We start from the raw sequence: 21,444 nt of genomic DNA, 5'->3' as shown, positions 1-21,444 counted from the left end.
TAGGAGGTGAAACATATGCCAAACATTAAATCTGCGATTAAACGCGTAAAAGTTAACGAAAAAGCTAACGCTGCTAACACTCAAGCTAAATCTGCAATGCGTACTACAGTGAAAAAAGCTGAGAACGCTGTTGCTGCTAAAGCTGAAAACGCACAAGAACTTTTACAAGCAGCTTACAAATCTTTAGATAAAGCAGCTTCAAAAGGACTTATCCACAAAAACGCGGCGGCTCGTAAAAAGTCTCGCCTTGCTAAAAAAGCGTAATTGTTATAAAAGATCAGTTTACTCTATTAAGAGTAGCTGATCTTTTTAATTTACAAGAAAATTAATTACATCTTGATAAAAAGCTGCCCCTAGTGCTTCGGACAGCTCATAAATCTTACTACACAATTCTTAAAGCTGACGCAGTAAAAAGAGTTCTAAATAACGCTCACGATTGCCTCCTGTTGATTTCAGTTGTAAATCGACCTCTGCTAACTGATATAACGCCTTCAATAAGCTTTCCTCTGATGGACGATTACGCTGCTCAACCATCAACTTAACACGATAAGGATGTATTTTTAAATTTTTTGCGATTTGCTGTGGATGATAGCCCTTTTTTAATAAATAAAACACATTGGACATCGTACGTACATTTGATGCTAGCAAACCAACAAGCATAATAGGCTCTTGCTTTTGACGTAGTAAATCATGATAAATAGACAATGCTCCTACAGAATCGTTTGCAAAATAAGCATTTAACATTTTAAAGGCATCCTGCTCTAACGTTTTTGCCACTAAATCCTCGACTAGCGTAGCAGTTATTTCACCGCCATCTCCTATATAAAGGGTTAGCTTTTCAATTTCCATTTGCAACTGTAGCATATTCGATCCAACCATTGCGACAAGCTGCTCAATCGCATTTTGTGTAATGCTGTTGCCCTCTGCTTTAACTCTACTCTGTATCCACACAGCTAAGTCCTGCTCTTTTGGCGTTTCGGCTTGGACTAATAACGCATGCTCCTTCATCATCTTTGTCACTTTTTTACGTTCATCCAATTTTTCATAAGGTGCGATAAAAACTGTTACTGAAAAATCAGAAGGATTAGCAAGCCATGTTTCTAAGCGTTTCATATCATGGTCAATTTTTTCTTTTCCTTTTTCAGTTGCCTTTAAAAAGGATGCGTTTTTAGCAATGATAAGCTTTCGCTCAGAGAAAAAAGGAATTGTATCAGCTTCATCCATAACGGCATCCACTGGCGTTTCTTCCAAATCAAATGTTGACATCTCTATCTCTTCTTCGGGTCCTATCGCTTCTTTCAATCGTTTAACTGTTTCATCTATAAAATAGCCTTCCTCACCAACGAGTAAATACACTGGTGAGAGCTCTCCTTTTTTAATATTATTCCAAATCGTTGAAATCATAATTTTCCCTCCATCTAGCAATACTACTAGTATACATGATTTGAAATTCCTTTGTGACTTTGACCGAATTGTGTCGATTCTTTGCCACATGGTAAATTCTCCGTTTCGATATAGCTTTTATGAAAACGATGTCTTATAATAAATAACAGAATTGGAGGGATAACAATGAATCCATTTGAAGGAAAAAACATACAATGTCGCCGTAACGATGCAACTGATTCAGGAGTTGGCTTCGGTGTATCATTCGGAATGTTCGCACTTATTTTTCTCATCGCGATAGTAGTAGAAGTAGCCTCTAAATAATTGAATGTAATGTACTTAGAAAAAAAGACCTTGCTCATTGGACAAGGTCTTTTCCCTTTTGCATAGACCAACTATTGCCACGAATTCTTACTTCAATCGTCCCATCTATTCCAGTTGTTAAAGTAGCTAAATTTCGACTTGTAAAACGCTCCACTATCTCAGCATGTGGATGACGATAGCGGTTATTGAGCCCCGCGCTGAAAATGGTTAATTCAGGCTGTAACAGCTCTACAAAAGGCTCAAAACTCGATGTTTTACTGCCATGGTGTCCAGCCTTCAACACTGTCATATTCGCTAATTGCTTGTTATAAAGATGAATAAGCTCCTGTTCCCCATGTTCCTCTAAGTCACCCGTTAACAACGCTCGAAATGACCCCTGCTGCATATATAATACAATTGAATCATCATTCCCCTCATAAAAGGTGTCACGGGGCCATAAATAATAAAAACTAGTTTTTCCTATGCGCCACGCAGCTCCCTGCATTTTTTCTTTCACAGGAACTTTTTGCTTTTTGGCTTCCATCAGTAAATCCCGCATTACAGGCTTATCCATCGAACCAGGAGTGAGATGAATTTCATGCATAGTAATCTCTTGCAAAATCTCTTCAGCTCCCTCTACGTGATCGGCATCCGCATGAGTGGCGATAAAAATAGCAATGTCTCGTATCCCTTTTCCTTTCAAAAACGGTACAACAACTTGTCTCCCAATCTCATATGGGCTTTCTGAAGTCTTCCATACTTCCTGCTCAAAGCGTAGTAAACCGCCTGAATCAATAACATACACAGCCCTTCTAAACGGTAATTCTATTACTGTACAATCACCTTGACCAACATTTAAAAATGTCAGCTTCGTTTCGTTAAACAACATCGGTGATAAATGAATACACAATGCAGGAATAAAAATAACAACTGCAAATTTACCATAATGTTTTATCTCTATAAAATAGAATCCCGCTAATACGCTGATCAATGCTACGCAAATAAGCCATATAGCAGGCTTCCCAGGCGACCACAGCTGAAACGGCAATTCCTGAAGATATAAAATAAACTTTATAAGCCAAACACGGACCGGCTCGTATCCAGCAAACAAAGCTTTTGCTACTGGCATCGATATAATCGTTATTATAAACATGGCAAAATTTAAGGGCAAAATAACAAAGGAAAACAGTGGTACGAAAATAATATTTGCTAAAAATGAAGAAATAGAAATTTCATAAAAATGATGGAGTAATAATGGATAAACAAGTAGCTGGCACACTAATGTTATAAAAAATGAACGAATCAACCAGTTCATGGATCGTCTTAAAATGACACTTGAATAGACTAAACTAACCGTTGCTAAATAGGACAATTGAAAGCCAATCTGATAAATGACACCTGGTTCAAGTAGGACAAAGCAAAGAAAGCTAATTGCTAGGGCATCGTCATTCGATATTTGCCACCTAGCGTAACGCATCAGCATGATTAATTCTACAACAGATACTGCGCGCCATACGGAAGGAGCACCACCCGCAATCACCCCATAGATAGGTAAGATGATGAGTAAAACTAAGGTCGCCATTTCCTTCCGTACGCCTATACGTAGAAGTCCTTCAAAAAACAACCATGAGACAAGTGCCACATGCAAACCAGAGATAGCAAATATATGAGTGATACCAAGCTTTTGGTAGGCTCTTTGAAGCTCATGATCCACTTGATCCTGTAATCCTATTAGAAGTGCTTGTCCCTCTGCAACTAGTAAATCAGGGAATGTTGTTTCAATATGTTTTTTCATAGAGTGTCTCTGTTTAGCAAGAAACGAACGTATGGATTTTTTCTCTTCAATAAAGGTCCATCTTGAAACTTCAAATATTCCTCTGGCACCTTTACTGATTAAATAGTTTTCCATAGAAAACGCATACACGTGTGCAGGTGGAAGAGGTGCTACAAGTTCTCCTTGAACTAGATAGGTCCTGCCTGTCAATGAAGTAATTTCAAACAAGCTTTTCTCTTCTTCTGATGAAAATGTATAGACGACATACAGCTTCTCACCTGTTTCAGTTTTGACAAAGCCTCTAAGTTTATGACCATTTATTTTATATTCACTCGACCAAGTTATTGAGAATGTTGACGGTAGAGGGGAAGATTCCGTCAGTTGAAATGTTACGATGAAGAAATAAGAAAGAAATCCAAAGGCTATAACAAACGCTGAAATTAGACGCCTTTCACCTTTCCATTTAAGCCATAACGCGAAAAATAGAAGAATAGTGAGTAGCCAAGCTGACTTGTGTGCCGCTATTGAAGCAACAAGTACAGCTAGTGCTACGTAAATCCATTTATGCTTTAAAGCTTTTTGCCAAATAATGTACTCACCTTCTGTTCATATGGGAGCAATTTTTCTGCAGGCATACCACTCTCACGAAGCTCGTTTAGCATGTCTATGTACAAGGCTAATTTTTCGTCGCTTAAAAAGTCGATTTTACGTTCATCAAACGGAACGTGTACAACCTCTACACCTGCTTTTTCAAATAGTTCTTGTGCATAAGGGTTATTTTTATAATCAGTAGCGTAATACACCCGTTCAATACCTGCTTGAATAATAGATTTCGTACATGGTAGACACGGGAAATGCGTAACATATAAGTCTGCACCTTTTGTAGGCGTACCATATTTAGCACATTGTAGCAGTGCATTCATCTCGGCATGCACTGTACGCACACAATGATTCTCCACAACATAGCAACCTTTTTCAATACAATGTTCATCACCTGTAATTGAACCGTTATAACCACCTGCTATAATTCGTTTATCTCTAACGACAGTTGCTCCTACTGCAAGCCTTGTACATGTACTACGTAATGCGAGTAAATGGCTTTGCGCCATGAAAAATTGATCCCAAGTAATTCGCTCCATATGACTACCTCCATAAATTTAAAAGCTGTTCATTTTGCTCTTTTTATACTATAGTGTAGCCCTTTTTGAAAAGAAACGTCAATATCTCAAAATTTCCTGCCATCACTTAACGGTAATGAAATCCTTCAGTCTCTCAAACGTTTTTTCGCCAATACCACTCACTTTTTTTAAGTCCTCAATTGTTTTAAAGCCACCATTCTCCTCACGATACGAAATAATGCTTTTCGCCTTAGATGGACCAATACCTGATAATGTCGAAAGCTTAGCTTCATCTGCTTTATTTAAATTAACTTTTTGATCTTTTACACCGTTGTCACCTTGTGATGCTCCGCTAGTAGGCATCGTTAAAATATTAGAAGTAATTTCGTTAGGCTTTTCACCTTTTATAGGAATGTAAATAACCATCTCATCCTCAACTTTTTGTGCATGATTAATGAGTTGCGTATCAGCATTCTGCGTATAGCCTCCTGCAAGCTGTACTGCATCTATAATTCGCTGGTCAGTCTGTAGCTCATAGACACCTGGATACATAATAGCACCCTTTATATCAACAAATACCTGCTGTATGACCGCTTCATCAACAGATTCTTTCATACTAGGTTGTTCAATAGGTTGGATTGTTTCGATGAGCTCTTCTTGGGGAGGTGAAGAGTCAGATCTCGAAAAAAAGAAGTAACAAAGTCCACTGATTACTAGTATGCCGGGGAGCAACATACTTTTTTTGTACTTTTGCCAAAAAGATTGGATCATCCAATAACATCCTTTCCTTTGCAAAAGGTAATCATATGGAGTCTATTTCATCTTACAATATCATTCAAGTGTTGAAAAGATAAATTATTTATAGAAAGGCTAAGAATAAAAGCCCACCGCCATAACGTAGATTTGATTGCAGTTCCAACTGCTCCTTATGGTAATTAGCTAAAATTATGGATAAAATCATCATTATATTTTTTGAGAGTCTAAGTGTTCTTCGACAACTAAAAACAAAAACAGCTCACTAGTAAGTTTACCAGCGAGCTGTTTTACTATTTTACCGCACGGATAAAAATGCGTTCACTTTCATATTCAGGGCTTTCATCTGTAAAATCTGCTGTTACTTCTACATGGTTAAAGCCAATTTCCAGAAGCCATGCCATATATTGCTCAATTGAGAATGTACGTTGGTTATGCTCCTCGTCGAAACGTTCATACAGATCACCACTCACAGCATCACGCACATAAAACGTCATTTGGTGGACAACGGAATGTTCGAAATCGCCAGGTTCCGTATGCCATACATAGCTAATATCACCATCGTCATACGTAAACGGTCCGTCTAAAAATATATCATTCATTTTAAATAATGAATGTATGTCAAAAAACAGCTGGCCTCCATCTCGTAAAGCACCATAAATACGTTCTAATGTTGAATAAACTGCTTTTTCTTCCACTACATAATTCAGCGAATCAATAGCTATCGTTACAACGTCAAGCGCCTCAAAGCCCTCTAATTCATCCATCGACAGACAATAGAGAGGAACATGTAATCCTGCATCAGCAAAGCGCTCTGCGGCAATTGAGAGCATATTTTCAGACAAGTCAATTCCACTCACTTTGTAACCTGCCTGCGCAAACAGCAGGCCAAGCACACCTGTACCACAGCCGATATCTAAAAGATTTGGGAATTGACTGCTCGGTGCATGCTGCAAAACCCAATCCACATAAAGATTGTACGGGATATCGGTTTGCAGCTCGTCATACACGTGTGCAAATCGTTCGTAGCTACTCACACTTAAGCCTCTGGCATGTCTAGTTGCGGTGCATCGCCCCATAGACGTTCTAAATTATAATAAGCACGTTCATCTTTATGGAATACATGCGCTACAACATCTCCAAGATCCACAAGAACCCAGCGTGCTCCATCGAAGCCTTCTACACGACGAATTTCATAGCCCTCTTTTACTGCTACCTCTTGTAATTCACGTGCGATTGCTTGCACTTGGCGGTCAGAATTACCATGAGCAATAATAAAGTAATCTGCTAAAAGTGAAATACCTTCCATATTTAAAACGACAATATCCTCACCATGTTTGTCGTCAATTGCTTTGTAAGCTGCTTGTAATAAAGTTGAAGTCATCCTTCACTGTCCTCTCTTTTCATCATATCGTTGTAACATTCTATTGATAATGGATAAATTGGTTGTTTTGTGTCAATTAAAAATGCCAATGTATGGCGCACACAAGCACTCATCGCTTTATCCAAATTTTTCTTTGCTTTTTTTCGCAGACGATCAACACCATCAAATTTACGATTAGGTTCTATCATATCTGCAACAAAAATAATTTTTTCTAGACGGCTCATGCCCACGCGTCCTGTAGTATGAAAACGAATAGCATTTAACATATCCTCATCCGTAATGCCAAATTCGCTTTCTGCAATATATGCACCTACTGGACCATGCAGTAATTCACTACCCCAGCCAATAAGGCGAGCATCTAATTTTTCATCACAGACGATTTTCTCCATCCATTCGATATCTGCATATTTCGCAATATCGTGAAGGATGGCAGCGATCTCAGCCTTTTTTTCATCCTCGCCATACAATATTGCTAGCTCGATGGCTGTTTCCATTACACCAATGGTATGAATATAGCGCTTCTCAGGCATGCGTGGCTTAATCGCCGCTAAGTACTGTTCGCGTTCCATATAGACCTTCCTCTCGTATGAACGTCTCTACCGCTTCAGGCAGTAAAAAAGTAACCGTTCCTCCAGTGGCAAGTCGTTCACGAATCAGTGTGGACGATAAATCGATTTGGGGAGCTTCCACCATTACTATAGGATACTCTGTAGTGGCCACTGTTCCTGGACGCTTTACTCCTACAAATTGCACAAGCTTCACTAATTCATCAATACAATACCATGTATGAAGCGAATCAATCATGTCGCCTCCAATGATAAAGTAAAACTTCACATTAGGCTCTCTTATACACATCGCAGAAAGTGTCTTATATGAATAGGATACGCCACCCTTCTCCACCTCATACGACTCCACAGAAAAATACGGATATGGACTTATTGCACGCTTTACCATTTCAAGGCGTCCCTTATCGCTAGCATCATGACGTGCGAACTTATGTGGTGGCAACGCATTAGGCATAAAGCGAACTTCATCTAGATCTAATGCATGCAGTACTTCATTAGCCATCATTAAATGTCCATTATGTGGTGGATTAAATGTACCTCCCAGTAAACCGACCTTTTTCATCGTCTCACCTTATTTCGTTGCTTTTGGTAATGCAATCTTTTTATGATTGCGTGACTCTTTATATAAAACAACTGTCAGTCCAATTAATTGCACAAGCTCTGCATGAGCACCTTTAGCAAGTGCTTCTGCAACTTCATGTTTATCGTCTTCACAGTTATCTAAAATACGTACCTTGATCAACTCTCGTACTTCTAATGCTTCACGGATTTGCTTTGTCATTTCGTCATTAACGCCGCCTTTTCCTACTTGGAAAATTGGTGTTAAATGATGTGCTTCTGCACGTAAAAAACGTTTTTGTTTACCTGTTAACATAAAAATTAATTTCCTCCTAATTGCGCCTTTAATTGCGCAATCATTGAATTTGTATTTGGGTATTCACCAAGCCAATGCTCAAAAGCAATAGCCCCTTGATGAACGAACATTCCAAGACCCGTAACGACGGTTGCTCCTTTTTCCTCAGCCGCTTTTAAAAAAGGCGTCATTAATGGATTATACACAATATCGGCCACAATTGCGCCTTTTGCAAGTCGTTCTAATGAAAATGGCATTAAAAAATTACCCGTAGCAAGTCCAGCCGATGTCATTTGCACTAAAATGCCGAAATCAGCTAATAATTCCTCAGCCTCCGCTAAAGAAATGGCATGACCTACACCCATTTCATCGACAATTGCTTGGGCATTTGCCACTGTACGGTTTGCAATGGTTAAATTCGTATAACCTTGCTGTTGCATGGCAAAAGCAATACCACGAGCAGCACCGCCCGCACCAATTAGAAGAACTGGCTTGTCTTTATGTGACTTACCAACCGCTTCTTCTAGCGAACGTACAAAACCAACACCGTCTGTATTGTATCCCTTTAATCTTCCTTCTTTTGTTCGGACAACCGTATTGACAGCTCCCATTTTTTTTGCCAACTCATCTAGCTCATCTAAATAAGGAATGATCGCTGTTTTATGTGGGAGTGTAATATTCCAGCCACTAGCACCTAATGTTTTCAGGCCAGCAACCGCTGACTCCAAATTTTCAGAAGATACATGCACTGGAATATACGTTGCATCTATCGACATTTCCTCGAACCAAGCATTATGCATCGCTGGGGATTTTGAATGCTCAATCGGATCACCCATAACCGCAAACCATTTCTTCATTTCCTAATCCCTCTTCTCTACTTATACTCCTAAATTAGTGATGGGCGAATTGAAACTTGTACACCCTTTGGAGCATAAGCTGCAACAACTACATTGGCATGCTGCACAGTAATCCATCCAAGACCAGAGAAGACAACATCTGTTTTCGCTTCTTTAATAGAGAACTCATGACGCACTAATGGCGGTAGCTGTTCTATAAATTCAGCAGTTGGAGGTGCCAGCAATTCACCCTTATGCTCTGCATACAATGTATCTGCCTTCTCAAGCTTTGTTCGGTGTATTGGCAAGTCATTTGCCACGTGTACCGTAAATGCCGAACGTTCTCCTTGAATAAAGTCAAAACGAGCAAGAGCGCCAATAAATAATGTTTGTCCAGCATTTTGTTGATACACTTTTGGCTTTATTTCTTTTTTAGGCATAATATATTTTAATTCGCTAGCGTCAATATGGTGTGCCATCTGATGGTGATTAATAATTCCCGGTGTATCATATAATGCACTACCATCATCTAATGGAATTTCAATCATATCTAAAGTGGTACCTGGGAAATGAGAAGTTGTAATAATCTCACCTTCACCTGTAGCCTGCTTGATAATGCGATTAATGAACGTGGATTTCCCAACATTTGTACAACCTACAACGTACACATTTTGTCCATTACGGTACTCATCAATGGCTTCCATTGCTTCGGCCATCCCTATACCTTTATGGGCACTCACTAAAAGTACATCTACAGGTTGTAGACCCAGAGCCTTTGCTTCACGTTTTAGCCAATTAATCACTTTTTTCGGTTTCACAGATTTCGGTAATAAATCGGCTTTGTTCGCGATTAATAACACAGGATTTTTACCTACGAAGCGGTGAAGTCCTGGTAGCCAGCTCCCATTGAAGTCAAATATATCAACAATTTTTACGATTAAGCCTTGCTGTGTTCCAAGACCATTTAATATGCGTAAAAAGTCGTCATCTGTTAATGACACTGGTTGAATTTCATTATAATTTTTCAAACGGAAGCAACGTTGGCAAATGACCACGTCTTTTTCTAATGATGATGGGGGTGCATACCCAACTGCTGTTTTATCTTCTGTTTGAATTGTTGTACCACAGCCAATACAATTTGGCATTTCGTTCATTCTTTTTCCTCCCAAGTACTGATTCCTTTTCGTTTTAAATTATTGAACACACGACGTTCAATAAATCGGTTGAATTTTGTTACGAGCCCATCTGATTGTGCAACTGGTTTTACTAGTACCGTATGCAAACCTAAGCGATTTGCGCCCATTACATCTGTTAGTAGCTGGTCTCCTACCATTACTACCTCCTGTGGTCGTAGCCCTAATTGAACAATTGCACTATAAAAGGCATTACGAAGTGGCTTTCTCGCCTTATGAATATAAGGAATACCTAATGGCTCAGCAAATTGCTTAACACGCGCCTCTTTGTTATTCGACGCAATAATTACACGAATGCCTGATTCTTTCATAATGCGCAGCCAAATAATAAGCTCTTCCGTTGCATCTGCACGGTCCCATTCCACAAGCGTATTATCTAAATCCGTAATAATCCCTTTAATACCTAAGTCTTGAAGCTTTTCCGGTGTAATTTCATAAATACTCGTGACAAATTCATCTGGTAATAAAAAATTATACAAAATAGCGACCCCTAATCTAAACGTATTATTCGACCATTATAGCATATTTGCGAAGGCTTCACCCATTCGAATTGGGCTTCCTTGTACAACATTTTCCGTAAATTCTATAGCATCCTTTTCAAACAGCATAACTACTGTTGAGCCGAATGAAAAATATCCGACTTCTTCACCCTTATGCCACTTTGTTGTTGTATTAGTGAGCATAATAGAGTTTACAAAGGTAGCACCAACTTTAATAAACGCTATTTGCTGATCATTCGCCACTTTAAGCTCTGTTACTGAACGATAATTGTGTGAAATAGGTTTTTTACCGTATGTAAGACCGAGCTGGTTAACAGGAAAAGATTTTTGACCAAGTGTATATTGTCTTAGCACTTCCCCATCAATCGGGCTATGAATACGGTGATAATCTGCAGGACTCAAGTAAAACACGATAAAATGTCCATCTGCATATTGTGAAGCACGTTCTACATTGCCGAGTAAATCATGTAAAGCATAAGGCTTACCCTTTACATGAAATGTCATATCCCATTCGATACGTCCGAAGGATTCCACTTTGGCATCCACTGGACTTACATAAGTAGTGGGATTTTGTTCAATTGGACGTGCATCTTTTAAAAGCTCTCTTGTAAAAAAATCATGTAAACTTGAAAATTGTTGTTGTTGTTTTGAAACTTCTTCAAGATTAATGTCGTATACTTTCATATAACTAGGAATAATTCGTTTACTCCACTTTGCTTTTGCAATAGATTGCAAAAGATGGGAGGATTGCTTGCCATTTGTTAATTCAATCAAGTGTTGATATAGTTTTTCTTTCATAAAACAAAACCCCTATCGATTAATTTAGACTGTCAATTTTTTCGCATTCGAAGTATAATGGTACAATATCTTAAGTGCAAAGGAGTGATCCCCCTTGTTTTTTTATCACAAGTTGGTGGATACCACGGTTAAGAAAATGAAATCGCAAGCAGCAAACTTTATCACAATCAGTAATATGTCCTTCGGCGGCGCGGCCATAATGGCTACACTACACGAATACTATAGCTACAGTGTCTTGTTTATCTTTATTGCAGCCCTTCTTGATCGTTATGATGGAAAGGTAGCTAGAGCACTCGGACAAGTGTCTGATCTAGGTAAACAGTTAGATTCTATGAGTGATATTATATCATTTGGTGTGGCGCCTGCATTATTAATGTATAAAGTTGTCTTAGTCGACTTTGGTTTCGTCGGCATGACGATGACAGTACTATACATCATCTGCGGTGCGATGAGATTGGCTCGTTTCAATATTACTGAAGCAAACGGCTATTTTACAGGGTTACCAATTACAGCTGCAGGTACGATCTTAACTTTAACGTATTTTGCATCTAATACGTTCCACCCGGCATTTTATCTTTTCCTATTCCCAATACTAGCATTACTAATGATTAGTACAATCTCGTTAAAAAAAGTGTAACAGCGCATTTGCTGTTGCACTTTTTTTCATTTAACACAGTTTTATAACATATACTGTCGAAAAATGGGGAAAGGATGAAATCATTCAATGAGCGGAATTTTTACATCTATGTTGCAGTTATGGCTTGAGATCCCAGCGTTACTTGGCTATTTAAAGGGGCAAACATTCCATAAACCCTTTTCAAAAGAAGAGGAAGCTGCTTGTATTGAACGATTTTTAGGCGGTGATGAGCAAGCGCGTCTTGATCTAATTGAACGCAATATGAGGCTCGTCGCACACGTTGTGAAAAAATTCCACCCAAAGCATGAACAACTTGATGATTATATTTCCATTGGTACTATTGGTCTGATGAAAGCCGTTGAAAGTTATACTCCTGACAAAAAAACCCGTCTTGCCACTTATGCCGCCCGTTGTATCGAAAATGAAATTTTAATGCATCTGCGTACACAGAAAAAAGTGCAAAAAGATGTTAGCTTATTTGAGCCAATCGGTACAGATAAAGATGGTAATGCACTACAAATCCGAGATCTATTACAATGCGATGAAGAAAGTGCAACAGAAAAACTTGAACATAAAGAGCATGTTGCACAACTATATCATTATTTGCATATGCTTGACGAACGTGAACTCGAAATCGTTACACTCCGCTATGGTCTAAACCAGCAAGATGCACTTACACAAAAAGAAATCGCTGCACGTTTAAATATTTCTCGTAGTTATGTATCTCGCATTGAAAAGCGAGCACTTATTAAACTCTATCAATTATATAAACGAGATCAAAAGATAATTGAGTAATATATTGTAAATTGATACTTATAAAATTTCAACAATCTTATTACTTTATTCTGCAATTAATCTTGTATTTTTTGTTACAAAAGTACCCCTTTGGCAAATCACCATAACGTAAAGTTGATTTCCGTTCCAACTGAACGCTCTCTCGGGGGCGTCTGATGAGCCACTTGGGGTAATAGGATGTTATTGTGCGAAAGCGAAGCGACAGCAATAACAACAGGAGGTTAATCACAGAGGCGTTGTCACAAGACAAGATGTTTTAGACTTTGTTCCCCTACCTGCGCGATCCAAGGCCTTATCTGTGACGTTAATCCCTAAAGAGTCGCCAGCTTCCACTCCAATCACTTATATACAAATCATACGTTTTTTACCAAACATCACCTCTAGCTTTTAGTAATAAGCCAATTCTTAGAAAGTTTGGGTAACTAATGAAGTACAAAAAAATCTCTTGCGATTTTTAATCGCAAGAGATTTTTTTATTCTGCAGATTCTGATAGTTCTACTGAAATAAGTGTACCGAGTAACATTGTTATAATAACTGCACCTGCTGTTAAAAATAGCATTATGAATGCCTCCCATCTAGATATGAAGAGATTTATTTAACAACAGTTTAGCATTAGTGAAACCTGTAAACTGTGATTTTTCTCACACTAAAAGCCACTCATTTTGACTATTTTGTGTAGTTTATTTCACTAAATTATTAGACTCTATAATGATTCGATAGCTTTTAGTACGATTTGTGTTGAATGCTTTGCAGCTACTGGTAAAAACTCATCGAAGCTAAGATTCGATTCTTTTCCAGCAATATCTGATAAAGCACGAATAACAACAAATGGAGTACCAAATTGATAACATACTTGTGCAACTGCAGCTGCTTCCATCTCCACTGCCTTCATTTGGGGGAAATGACAACGGACAGCTTCTACACGAACAGGATCATTCATAAAGGCATCACCTGAGCAAATTAAACCAATACCATATTGGTGCTCTCCAACAGCCTTTACGGCCTCTTCAGCAACTTTCATAAGTTTTTCATCCGATTTATAAGCTGCTGGCATACCTGCCATCTGACCCATTTCATAACCGAAAATCGTTACATCTACATCATGATGACGAACTTCATCTGAAATAACGACTGCGCCAACTTCAAGAGTTTCATCATAGCCTCCGGCAGAGCCCGTATTAATGACTACGTCAGGCTTGAATTCATGTAATAGTATAGTAGTTGACATTGCGGCATTCACTTTACCAATACCACTTTTTAGCAAAACTACCTCTTTCCCTTTATAAGTTCCTGTTGTATACTCACTGCCTGCGATTGTTGTGCTTTTTGCTTGCTCTAATGATGCTCGTAAAAGCTCTACTTCCTCTTCCATTGCGCCGATTACTGCAATTTTCATTTCTCTGTTACTTCCCTTCTATATTCAACTCTATTAAAAATAATAAAACGAATTATTTTCGTCAATAGGCGCCGTTTAATGTATTTAGTTGTTCAATTTTTACTGGTGTCCAGCCTTCGTTGTCAACCCATTCCAAGCTAACACGATACATTTTTGTCTTATCATTCGTTGAAACTGTTGCAATAGCCGAATTAGCGCTACCATTGTTCCCCATACGCCAGATAATCATATTGTCCTTTTCGATGCCTGTAACGGCCGCAACTGTTGCTACCTTTTCAGCCCAGTCTACGGATTTTTCATCGTAAGAAGACACATGCTGACCTGTTTGTGTTGTAGGTGTAGGTTCCCAATTTTTATTTGTTATGACCTTGTCAACAATTGGGTTGTCTGAAGTAGTTTCAGTAGTAGAGTCCTGTTCAGATGGTTGAGATTCTTCTGTTGGCTCTTCCTTTGCTGGTTTTTCCTCCTGAGCTGATTCATCATTTTTTTGCTCTTTAGAAGGCTCTTCCTTCACATCTTTTTTATCGTTCTTCTGCTCCTGTATTGGCTCGTCTTTCTCAGCTTTTCCTGCATCATCCTGCCATTTAAACACAAATGTTGCTGTTATAATAATTAATATCACGACAATACCAATTAAAACATTCAATAGTTTATCTAGCTTTTTATTACGAGATGGCTGCAAATGACGACTGCTTCGAGTTTTTCGTTCACTCATGAAGTCTCCCCCTCTCTAGCCAATATTCTATCAAGTTCAACAGTACTTGCAAAATAATTGTGCTCATATATTTTTTCAGAGAGAAAAATATAAATATCTCGACTTATTTCCCCATAGTTTTTTCCCTTGATTTAAATACTTACATAGATGTTTAAATCAAGATCAATTTCCCCTTGGCGTATATTGTTGTTATTGTTATTGTTATTGTTATTGTTCTCGCTTTCACACAGACAATGCAGAAGATAAAAGCAGCTAGCTCTCCTTAAAGATAAGCTAACTGCTTGTACCAAAATTATTTTATTGAAATAATTTTAACTTTCATTTCACCACCAGGTGTTTGTACGACAACTTCTTCGCCCTCAGCACGGCCTAGTAAGCCTTTAGCAATTGGTGATTCATTTGAAATACGGAATTCCATTGGATCTGCCTCAGCCGAACCAACAATTGTATACGATTCCTCATCTGTTGATGGTTTCCCATTAATAACTTCTACAAATGTAACCGTTTTCCCTAGTGATACTACACTGTTGTCTGTTTCGTCCTCAGAAATAATAACTGCGTTACGAATCATAGATTTTAATGTAGAAATTCGACCTTCTAAAAAGGCTTGTTCTTCTTTTGCAGAATCATACTCAGCATTTTCAGAAAGATCCCCGAAATCACGAGCGATTTTTATACGTTCTACGATTTCCTTACGTGTTTCCGTTTCTAATTTTACTAATTCTTCTTCTAATTTTCTTTTACCTTCAGCTGTCATTGGGTACTGTTTTTCATTTGCCAAAGTTCTTCACTCCTTGTTTTCGTCAATATAAAAACATAAAACTCGATTAAGTGGCCTAGTGGATGCACTTAATCGAATTTTATTATTTTTAAACGGTTTCAAATTACTCTTTGACCTAATAGTATGCATGCCTTTCTGAAATATGTACAGATATGCATGTAAATATTGTCAATACCACTCTATCTTATTACAATACGTTGTCAGTTTCAAGGATAGTTTTAATCTTAGTTACCATTAAATCAATCGCAACCTCATTATCCCCGCCTTCTGGAATAATAATATCAGCATAACGTTTCGTCGGTTCAATAAATAGATTATGCATTGGACGCACTGCCGATAAATATTGGTCGATTACAGAATCTGTTGTACGTCCGCGCTCTTTTATATCACGCATTATACGACGAATAATACGTAAATCTGAGTCCGTATCTACAAATAATTTAATGTCCATTAAATCACGTAAATCTGCATCTTCTAACACTAAAATACCTTCTAGTATAATAACATCTACAGGCTCTACATGAATAACTTCTTTTGCCCTTGTATGCTGTACATAATCATATACTGGCTTTTTAATTGATTGACGGACCAATAATTTTTTTATATGCTCAATTAACAAATCGTTATCAAACGCTAACGGATGGTCATAGTTTGTACCTAAACGTTCCTCAAACGTTAAATGACTTTGGTCTTTATAATAAAAATCTTGTTCAATTACTACTACTGAATGATCGCGGAAAACATCATAAATAGCACGGGTCACACTCGTTTTTCCCGAACATGAACCACCAGCAATTCCGATGACGACTGGACGCTTTGCTACCATTAATTATTCTCCTTTCGCATCATGTTATGTGGTTTTAATGGTGTATCGCATTTAAATTTAACAATTTGTAATGGGTGACGTGCAGCATCTAAGCTATTGCCATCCTCATCCCAAATTTCACCCATTGTAAAACGGAAATTTTCGATTTCCGGTCCAAAGAATTCTACCTCATCGCCAGGTTTAAAATAGTTCCGTTGTTGCATTGTCACAATTTTCGTTTCAGGGTCATGCTCTAAAATTAAACCAGCAAACTCATAAGTCGTTTTACGGCCATGTACACCAAACATTTGCTCCTCGTGGCCAGGGGCATCATGGAAGAATGCTTCAGCAGTATCACGGTTAGCACATTTGTCTAGTTCTTCTAGCCATTCACGTTTAATTTTAAAATTTTCAGGGTCAGCACAATAAGCGTCAATCACTTTGCGGTACACTGAAATAACTGTAGCAACATAGTGAATTGATTTCATACGACCTTCTACTTTTAATGAATCAATACCAAGCTCAATCATATGTGGAATTGCTTCAATCAGCTTTAAGTCTTTCGGACTCATTGCAAAAGATGCGTGATTATCATCGAAAAGTGCCTTTTCTTCGCCATCTTCTAGCTCATATAAATCATAGTCCCAGCGGCAAGATTGACAGCAACCACCACGGTTAGAGTCGCGAGCAGTCATGTGATTTGAAAGTACACAGCGACCAGAATAGGCGATACACATTGCTCCATGAACGAATGCCTCAATTTCAATATCGACTTTTTCCTTCATCAGCTTCATTTCTTCGCCGCCTACTTCACGTGCTAATACTACACGATGTAAGCCTTCTTCTTTCCAATACTGTACTGCCTTCCAGTTCGATAAAGATTGCTGTGTAGAAAGGTGAATTTCAAGCTTTGGTGCAGCTGTACGGCATGTTTCAATGATTAGTGGATCCGCTACAATAATGCCTGTAACACCCGCAGATTCAATATCTTGTAAATATTGCTCTAAGCCGTCCATATTTTCATTGTGGGCGAAGATATTTGTCGTAACATATATTTTTGCACCATATTTATTGGCGAATTCAACACCTTCGCGCATTTCTTCAATTGAGAAGTTATCTGCGTTTGAACGTAGACCGAACTCTCGTCCACCAATAAATACAGCATCCGCTCCATAATGAACTGCTACTTTTAATTTTTCTAAACTACCTGCAGGGGCAAGTAGCTCTGGTTTTTTTGTAATGACACGTTTACCGTCTACAATTTCACGGATTTTGTCATTTTGCTCTAATACTAATGCCATGTTCTTGCCACCTCCTAGTAAACTGTTTCCTTGAAGATAAAGCCAGTATCAAGAGGTCTGATGGCAGGCTGAATATCTTCAATTTTAGCTAATAAATCATCTTTAATATCTTCATACGCATCTTCTGATTCGTCAAAATATGTGTCAATTGCTTGACGATAAGCTTCTGTTACTGTGATCACATATTCTGGCGTTTGAAGAACACCCTCAATTTTCAATGCATCGATGTTACCTTCGAATAATTCGCCAAGTTCATCGATAATGCACATATCGTTTGGGCTAAAAATATGCGTACCGTTAGCATCCTCATAAATTGGATATTTATTATTTCGTTCATCATCATGAAGGAACATATTGCGATTTTCCTTACGATTTTCAATTTCCATTACTTTATCCTGATATAAGAAATAATGGCCTAGTAATGGACGTTTTGATTGGAACATACATGTCATTCCATGTACTTGAACCTCAATCTCTACTTCTGTATTTTCTTTAATTTCTAGCACTTCATCTAAAGAAAGTTCACGTGAAAGCACTGCGCGAGTTGCTCCGCGTTTTCCCCAATAATTTGCAGTAAACCAGTTCGTTGCAGTCGTTTCCGGATTCCAGTGTAGCGGTATTGTTACACCTTGCTCACGACGGATGATTAATACTGCTGGATCACCATAAATTAAACGGTCGACACCAATACGTTGCATTTCTTTTAAATATTCGGCAAGCGCATCCAATTTTTCATTATGGAATAGCCCATTTACCGCAACATAAACCTTTTTACCCGCTGCATGAATTAGCTTTGTAGCTTCTTCCACTTCACTCACAGAAAATTCTCCTGCTAGGCGCAGACCAAATTGTTGTTCACCAATGACAAAAGCATCTGCTCCAGCCTGTAAAAGTGCTTTAACATGGTCCACCGATTGTGGTGTAACAAGCAATTCAGGTTTTTTCATAATAGTCACCTCTTCAAACATAATAATAAACCATCACCAACTGGTAAAAATGCACTTGTATAATCAGGGTGCTGCATAATCCATTCGGTGAAGTTTTTTAAATTGCGAATCATTGTACGCTTACGACGCGGTACATCTTTTAAATCCAAATCTGATAGGCCATGCATATACATATTATCGATATACAGAACTCCGCCAGATTTTACAAGAGGCGCATACTTTTCAAAAAAGCGTTGATATTGTCCCTTTGCAGCATCGATAAAAACAGCATCGAAGGTCGTTTGAATTGCTTCATCATTCACTTCTAAGGCGTCACCTTCAATGACTGTAATACGATCTGATACTGTAGAACGTTCAATATAAGCCTTTGCTCTTGCAACACGCTCTGGATCACGTTCGATTGTAACGATTTGCACATTTGGTATAGCCTCTGCCATTCTTATTGCAGAATAACCAATTGCAGTACCAATCTCTAAAATTTTCGACGGATTTTGAATACGTAGCAATTGATTTAGTGCATCAATGCCTGAAAGTTGCATAATCGGTACATGATTCTCCTCCGCAAATGCTTCCATTTCTAAAAGCAATTCATTACGTGGTTGAATAAATGATTGTATATATGCATCTGATAATTCCATTTTTTAGTTCACCCTCATATCAATTATGCCTCGGCATAATTGCCGCTGTCGCTACGCTTTTGCGCAGATAAACAATGCTTCCGGAATCAGCTTTGTGCTTAGGCCTGCATGAGGGCCGACACGATGTCGGACATTTCGGTAATGCCACAGGACGTGACGTTTTTACCGATGCAGGTCAGTTAGCCGTTCTCGCATGGATGCGATGATTTTAGGCTAACATCCTTTAAGAACTCCACTCCGATTCCGTGACATTCGCCGGAGGCGTAACGAGCAATACTCGTTGTCTGTACTTCATCATTTAGCAACAAAAAGAAAAAGACCAAACGTGATGTCTTGGTACTTCGTCATACAAAAATGAGCAATTGTTTTTATAAGCTCAAAACAATTGCCACCACGTATATTATTCCGCATTAACGGACTGATTTGAATTTTTTCCATGCGGATTGATTAAAAATCACAATTTATAATAGCACGAAAATAGAAGGAAAGCTATTTTTCTTTCCTTCTATCCACATTATTGCTATTTATTTTTTCTATTTAAAGTACTTACTCAGCTTTTTTTATATATTTATCTACTTTCAGTAAATGTTCATCATACGTTTTCGAGAAGTGGTTGACACCTTTTTTATCCGCTAAGAAGTATAAATAGTCCGTTTTACTTGGATTAAGCACTGCTTCAATCGAAGTTTTTCCTGCACCCGCAATCGGACCTGGTGGTAAGCCTTTATTTTTGTAAGTATTATAGGCATTATCTACTTCTAAATCTTTATAAAGGACACGATCTTTATGGGAACCAAGTGCATATAAAACAGTTGGATCTGTTTGTAATGGCATCCCTTGTTCGATACGGTTATAGAATACGCTCGCAATCGTTTCTCGATCTGTTTGGGCAGTAGCTTCTCTTTCCAATAATGAAGAAAATGTTAATAATTGATGTACTGACATTTTCTTTTCAGTTAGAGCATCGTTGTAATTTTTCACAACCTTGTCCATTGCTCCTACCATTTCGTCTACAATAGATTCTAATGATGGTTTTTCTTCAAAATAAGAATAAGTTGCAGGGAATAAATAACCCTCTAAATCATATCGAATTTTATCAGCTAAAACCGCATCCGTCACAAGCTCAGGGTATTTATCCTTCATTTGTTGTACAAACGCATCGCTTGTTACTAAGTCCATAAATTCTTTTTGAGTGTAAGGCGTTTTCTTTTCCACTATATTACCAATTTGTTCAAGTGTTAAACCTTCAGGAATTGTCATTGTAAAGACTGGCGTACGATAAACCTTCCCGGTTTTTAAACTTTCGATTAGCTCATCCAATGTCATTGCTTGTGTTAAATCATAGTTTCCTGCTTGGAACTGGGATTCATTTTTAAATTTAGCATAATATTTAAAAACACGAGCATCTTTAATAACCCCTTTTTTCTCTAATAGAGTTGAAATAGAGCTTAAAGTTGAGCCTATCGGCACTTCAACTGCTATTGTTTTAGTTGCATCTGGATCCACTGGTTTTAAGGCACTCTTCACATAACTATAACCAAGTAAACCGACAATCCCTGATATTAAAACAAAAGCAATTGCTACAATAGCAACGATTTTTCTCACAATTTTTACCTCGGATTTTCTTTCTTGCATTTTTGCAAGCATTTCTTGTTTTTTCGAACCGTTATTCACGGGTTTCCCCCCTATCACTCCATTATCATACTAGAAATCAACTTTTACGACAAACAGAAATAGAAAATCAGTAAAAATAGATCACATAAAAAGAGATTCCGACAAAAGAATAAATGTAATAAATCAAAGTTGAGTTACAATCAACGAACTAAAATACTAGAGAATGGCATATTAGGAACGGAAAGCCCTTCAGGAGAAAATCGAGTAGGAGACTAGCCATTATTTGGCTAGTCGACCTCTCACACCACCGTACATACGGTCCCGTATACGGCGGTTCAACCTCTTAAGTATCT

General features: G+C 38.1%; 25 protein-coding genes. 4 read left to right on the top strand and 21 right to left on the bottom strand.

Features of this window, described 5'->3' with window-relative positions:
• The first annotated feature begins 15 nt into the window (after positions 1 to 15).
• Entirely contained in the window at positions 16 to 264 is a 249-nt protein-coding gene (gene rpsT, locus ACIQZA_RS06280; protein WP_142508923.1) for a 30S ribosomal protein S20, read from the top strand.
• Positions 265 to 393: 129 nt separating this feature from the next.
• On the opposite strand, the gene holA is transcribed toward rpsT, so the two are convergent.
• The gene (gene holA, locus ACIQZA_RS06275; protein ID WP_248716617.1) at positions 394 to 1,404 is read right to left on the bottom strand and encodes a DNA polymerase III subunit delta; all 1,011 of its coding nucleotides are present in this window, start codon (positions 1,402 to 1,404) and stop codon (positions 394 to 396) included.
• A 165-nt stretch (positions 1,405 to 1,569) separates the two neighbouring features.
• On the opposite strand from holA, the gene ACIQZA_RS06270 reads away from it, so the two are divergent.
• The gene (locus tag ACIQZA_RS06270; RefSeq protein WP_400933098.1) at positions 1,570 to 1,707 is read left to right on the top strand and encodes a YqzM family protein; all 138 of its coding nucleotides are present in this window, start codon (positions 1,570 to 1,572) and stop codon (positions 1,705 to 1,707) included.
• A gap of 34 nt (positions 1,708 to 1,741) precedes the next feature.
• On the opposite strand, the gene ACIQZA_RS06265 is transcribed toward ACIQZA_RS06270, so the two are convergent.
• From ACIQZA_RS06265 to ACIQZA_RS06210, 12 genes are all read right to left on the bottom strand, one after another.
• Positions 1,742 to 3,688 carry a DNA internalization-related competence protein ComEC/Rec2 gene (locus ACIQZA_RS06265; protein ID WP_402881165.1) on the bottom strand — a complete coding sequence of 649 codons (1,947 nt, stop codon included), beginning with the start codon at positions 3,686 to 3,688 and terminating at the stop codon, positions 1,742 to 1,744.
• 341 nt (positions 3,689 to 4,029) lie between these two features.
• Positions 4,030 to 4,599, bottom strand: a complete 570-nt coding sequence (locus ACIQZA_RS06260; RefSeq protein WP_402881168.1) for a ComE operon protein 2 — start codon at positions 4,597 to 4,599, stop codon at positions 4,030 to 4,032.
• 102 nt (positions 4,600 to 4,701) lie between these two features.
• Positions 4,702 to 5,349, bottom strand: a complete 648-nt coding sequence (locus ACIQZA_RS06255) for a helix-hairpin-helix domain-containing protein (RefSeq protein WP_400933090.1) — start codon at positions 5,347 to 5,349, stop codon at positions 4,702 to 4,704.
• A gap of 275 nt (positions 5,350 to 5,624) precedes the next feature.
• Positions 5,625 to 6,368: a class I SAM-dependent DNA methyltransferase gene (locus ACIQZA_RS06250; RefSeq protein WP_402881170.1), complete on the bottom strand. Its 744-nt coding sequence runs from the start codon at positions 6,366 to 6,368 to the stop codon at positions 5,625 to 5,627.
• A 2-nt stretch (positions 6,369 to 6,370) separates the two neighbouring features.
• A complete protein-coding gene (gene rsfS, locus ACIQZA_RS06245; protein WP_142508930.1) occupies positions 6,371 to 6,715 on the bottom strand; it encodes a ribosome silencing factor in 345 nt (114 codons plus the stop codon).
• The gene (gene yqeK / locus ACIQZA_RS06240) at positions 6,712 to 7,284 is read right to left on the bottom strand and encodes a bis(5'-nucleosyl)-tetraphosphatase (symmetrical) YqeK (protein ID WP_402881173.1); all 573 of its coding nucleotides are present in this window, start codon (positions 7,282 to 7,284) and stop codon (positions 6,712 to 6,714) included. The genes rsfS and yqeK overlap by 4 nt, the downstream gene beginning before the upstream one ends.
• Positions 7,253 to 7,843 (bottom strand): nicotinate-nucleotide adenylyltransferase, encoded by a 591-nt coding sequence (locus ACIQZA_RS06235; RefSeq protein ID WP_142508932.1) that lies wholly within the window; start codon positions 7,841 to 7,843, stop codon positions 7,253 to 7,255. The genes yqeK and ACIQZA_RS06235 overlap by 32 nt, the downstream gene beginning before the upstream one ends.
• Before the next feature lie 9 nt (positions 7,844 to 7,852).
• Entirely contained in the window at positions 7,853 to 8,155 is a 303-nt protein-coding gene (gene yhbY, locus ACIQZA_RS06230) for a ribosome assembly RNA-binding protein YhbY (protein WP_132356910.1), read from the bottom strand.
• Between the two features lie 5 nt (positions 8,156 to 8,160).
• Positions 8,161 to 8,991 (bottom strand): shikimate dehydrogenase, encoded by an 831-nt coding sequence (gene aroE, locus ACIQZA_RS06225; protein ID WP_402881178.1) that lies wholly within the window; start codon positions 8,989 to 8,991, stop codon positions 8,161 to 8,163.
• A gap of 29 nt (positions 8,992 to 9,020) precedes the next feature.
• Positions 9,021 to 10,124, bottom strand: a complete 1,104-nt coding sequence (yqeH, locus tag ACIQZA_RS06220; RefSeq protein ID WP_400933079.1) for a ribosome biogenesis GTPase YqeH — start codon at positions 10,122 to 10,124, stop codon at positions 9,021 to 9,023.
• Positions 10,121 to 10,642, bottom strand: a complete 522-nt coding sequence (locus tag ACIQZA_RS06215; RefSeq protein ID WP_049667747.1) for a YqeG family HAD IIIA-type phosphatase — start codon at positions 10,640 to 10,642, stop codon at positions 10,121 to 10,123. Before ACIQZA_RS06215 ends, yqeH begins: the two co-directional genes overlap by 4 nt.
• Positions 10,643 to 10,678: 36 nt before the next feature.
• Positions 10,679 to 11,461, bottom strand: coding sequence for a phosphatidylserine decarboxylase (locus ACIQZA_RS06210; protein WP_142508935.1), 783 nt, complete (start codon positions 11,459 to 11,461; stop codon positions 10,679 to 10,681).
• Between the two features lie 136 nt (positions 11,462 to 11,597).
• Between ACIQZA_RS06210 and pssA the strand changes: the two genes are divergently transcribed.
• Together pssA and sigK are read left to right on the top strand one after the other, a co-directional pair.
• The gene (gene pssA, locus ACIQZA_RS06205; protein ID WP_142509087.1) at positions 11,598 to 12,098 is read left to right on the top strand and encodes a CDP-diacylglycerol--serine O-phosphatidyltransferase; all 501 of its coding nucleotides are present in this window, start codon (positions 11,598 to 11,600) and stop codon (positions 12,096 to 12,098) included.
• 87 nt (positions 12,099 to 12,185) lie between these two features.
• Positions 12,186 to 12,893: an RNA polymerase sporulation sigma factor SigK gene (gene sigK / locus ACIQZA_RS06200; RefSeq protein ID WP_053484741.1), complete on the top strand. Its 708-nt coding sequence runs from the start codon at positions 12,186 to 12,188 to the stop codon at positions 12,891 to 12,893.
• A gap of 704 nt (positions 12,894 to 13,597) precedes the next feature.
• Here sigK and mtnN read toward each other — a convergent pair.
• The 8 genes from mtnN to mltG form a co-directional block, all read right to left on the bottom strand.
• A complete protein-coding gene (gene mtnN / locus ACIQZA_RS06195) occupies positions 13,598 to 14,290 on the bottom strand; it encodes a 5'-methylthioadenosine/S-adenosylhomocysteine nucleosidase (RefSeq protein WP_402881182.1) in 693 nt (230 codons plus the stop codon).
• A gap of 61 nt (positions 14,291 to 14,351) precedes the next feature.
• Entirely contained in the window at positions 14,352 to 15,005 is a 654-nt protein-coding gene (locus ACIQZA_RS06190) for a YrrS family protein (protein WP_402881185.1), read from the bottom strand.
• Between the two features lie 292 nt (positions 15,006 to 15,297).
• Complete coding sequence (greA, locus tag ACIQZA_RS06185) at positions 15,298 to 15,786, bottom strand: transcription elongation factor GreA (RefSeq protein ID WP_049667741.1); 489 nt, start codon at positions 15,784 to 15,786, stop codon at positions 15,298 to 15,300.
• Positions 15,787 to 15,973: 187 nt separating this feature from the next.
• Positions 15,974 to 16,612: a uridine kinase gene (udk, locus tag ACIQZA_RS06180; RefSeq protein WP_400933072.1), complete on the bottom strand. Its 639-nt coding sequence runs from the start codon at positions 16,610 to 16,612 to the stop codon at positions 15,974 to 15,976.
• Positions 16,612 to 17,892: a peptidase U32 family protein gene (locus tag ACIQZA_RS06175; RefSeq protein WP_134018575.1), complete on the bottom strand. Its 1,281-nt coding sequence runs from the start codon at positions 17,890 to 17,892 to the stop codon at positions 16,612 to 16,614. The genes udk and ACIQZA_RS06175 overlap by 1 nt, the downstream gene beginning before the upstream one ends.
• Positions 17,893 to 17,906: 14 nt before the next feature.
• Positions 17,907 to 18,839, bottom strand: a complete 933-nt coding sequence (locus ACIQZA_RS06170) for a peptidase U32 family protein (protein ID WP_400933069.1) — start codon at positions 18,837 to 18,839, stop codon at positions 17,907 to 17,909.
• A gap of 5 nt (positions 18,840 to 18,844) precedes the next feature.
• The gene (locus ACIQZA_RS06165; protein WP_400933067.1) at positions 18,845 to 19,477 is read right to left on the bottom strand and encodes an O-methyltransferase; all 633 of its coding nucleotides are present in this window, start codon (positions 19,475 to 19,477) and stop codon (positions 18,845 to 18,847) included.
• A gap of 546 nt (positions 19,478 to 20,023) precedes the next feature.
• The gene (gene mltG / locus ACIQZA_RS06160) at positions 20,024 to 21,151 is read right to left on the bottom strand and encodes an endolytic transglycosylase MltG (RefSeq protein WP_400933065.1); all 1,128 of its coding nucleotides are present in this window, start codon (positions 21,149 to 21,151) and stop codon (positions 20,024 to 20,026) included.
• Positions 21,152 to 21,444: the final 293 nt, after the last annotated feature.

This window comes from Lysinibacillus sp. NPDC096382 (assembly GCF_044762845.1).
In the GTDB taxonomy this organism is placed as follows: domain Bacteria; phylum Bacillota; class Bacilli; order Bacillales_A; family Planococcaceae; genus Lysinibacillus.
This window is presented reverse-complemented; position numbering and strand designations above follow the sequence as displayed.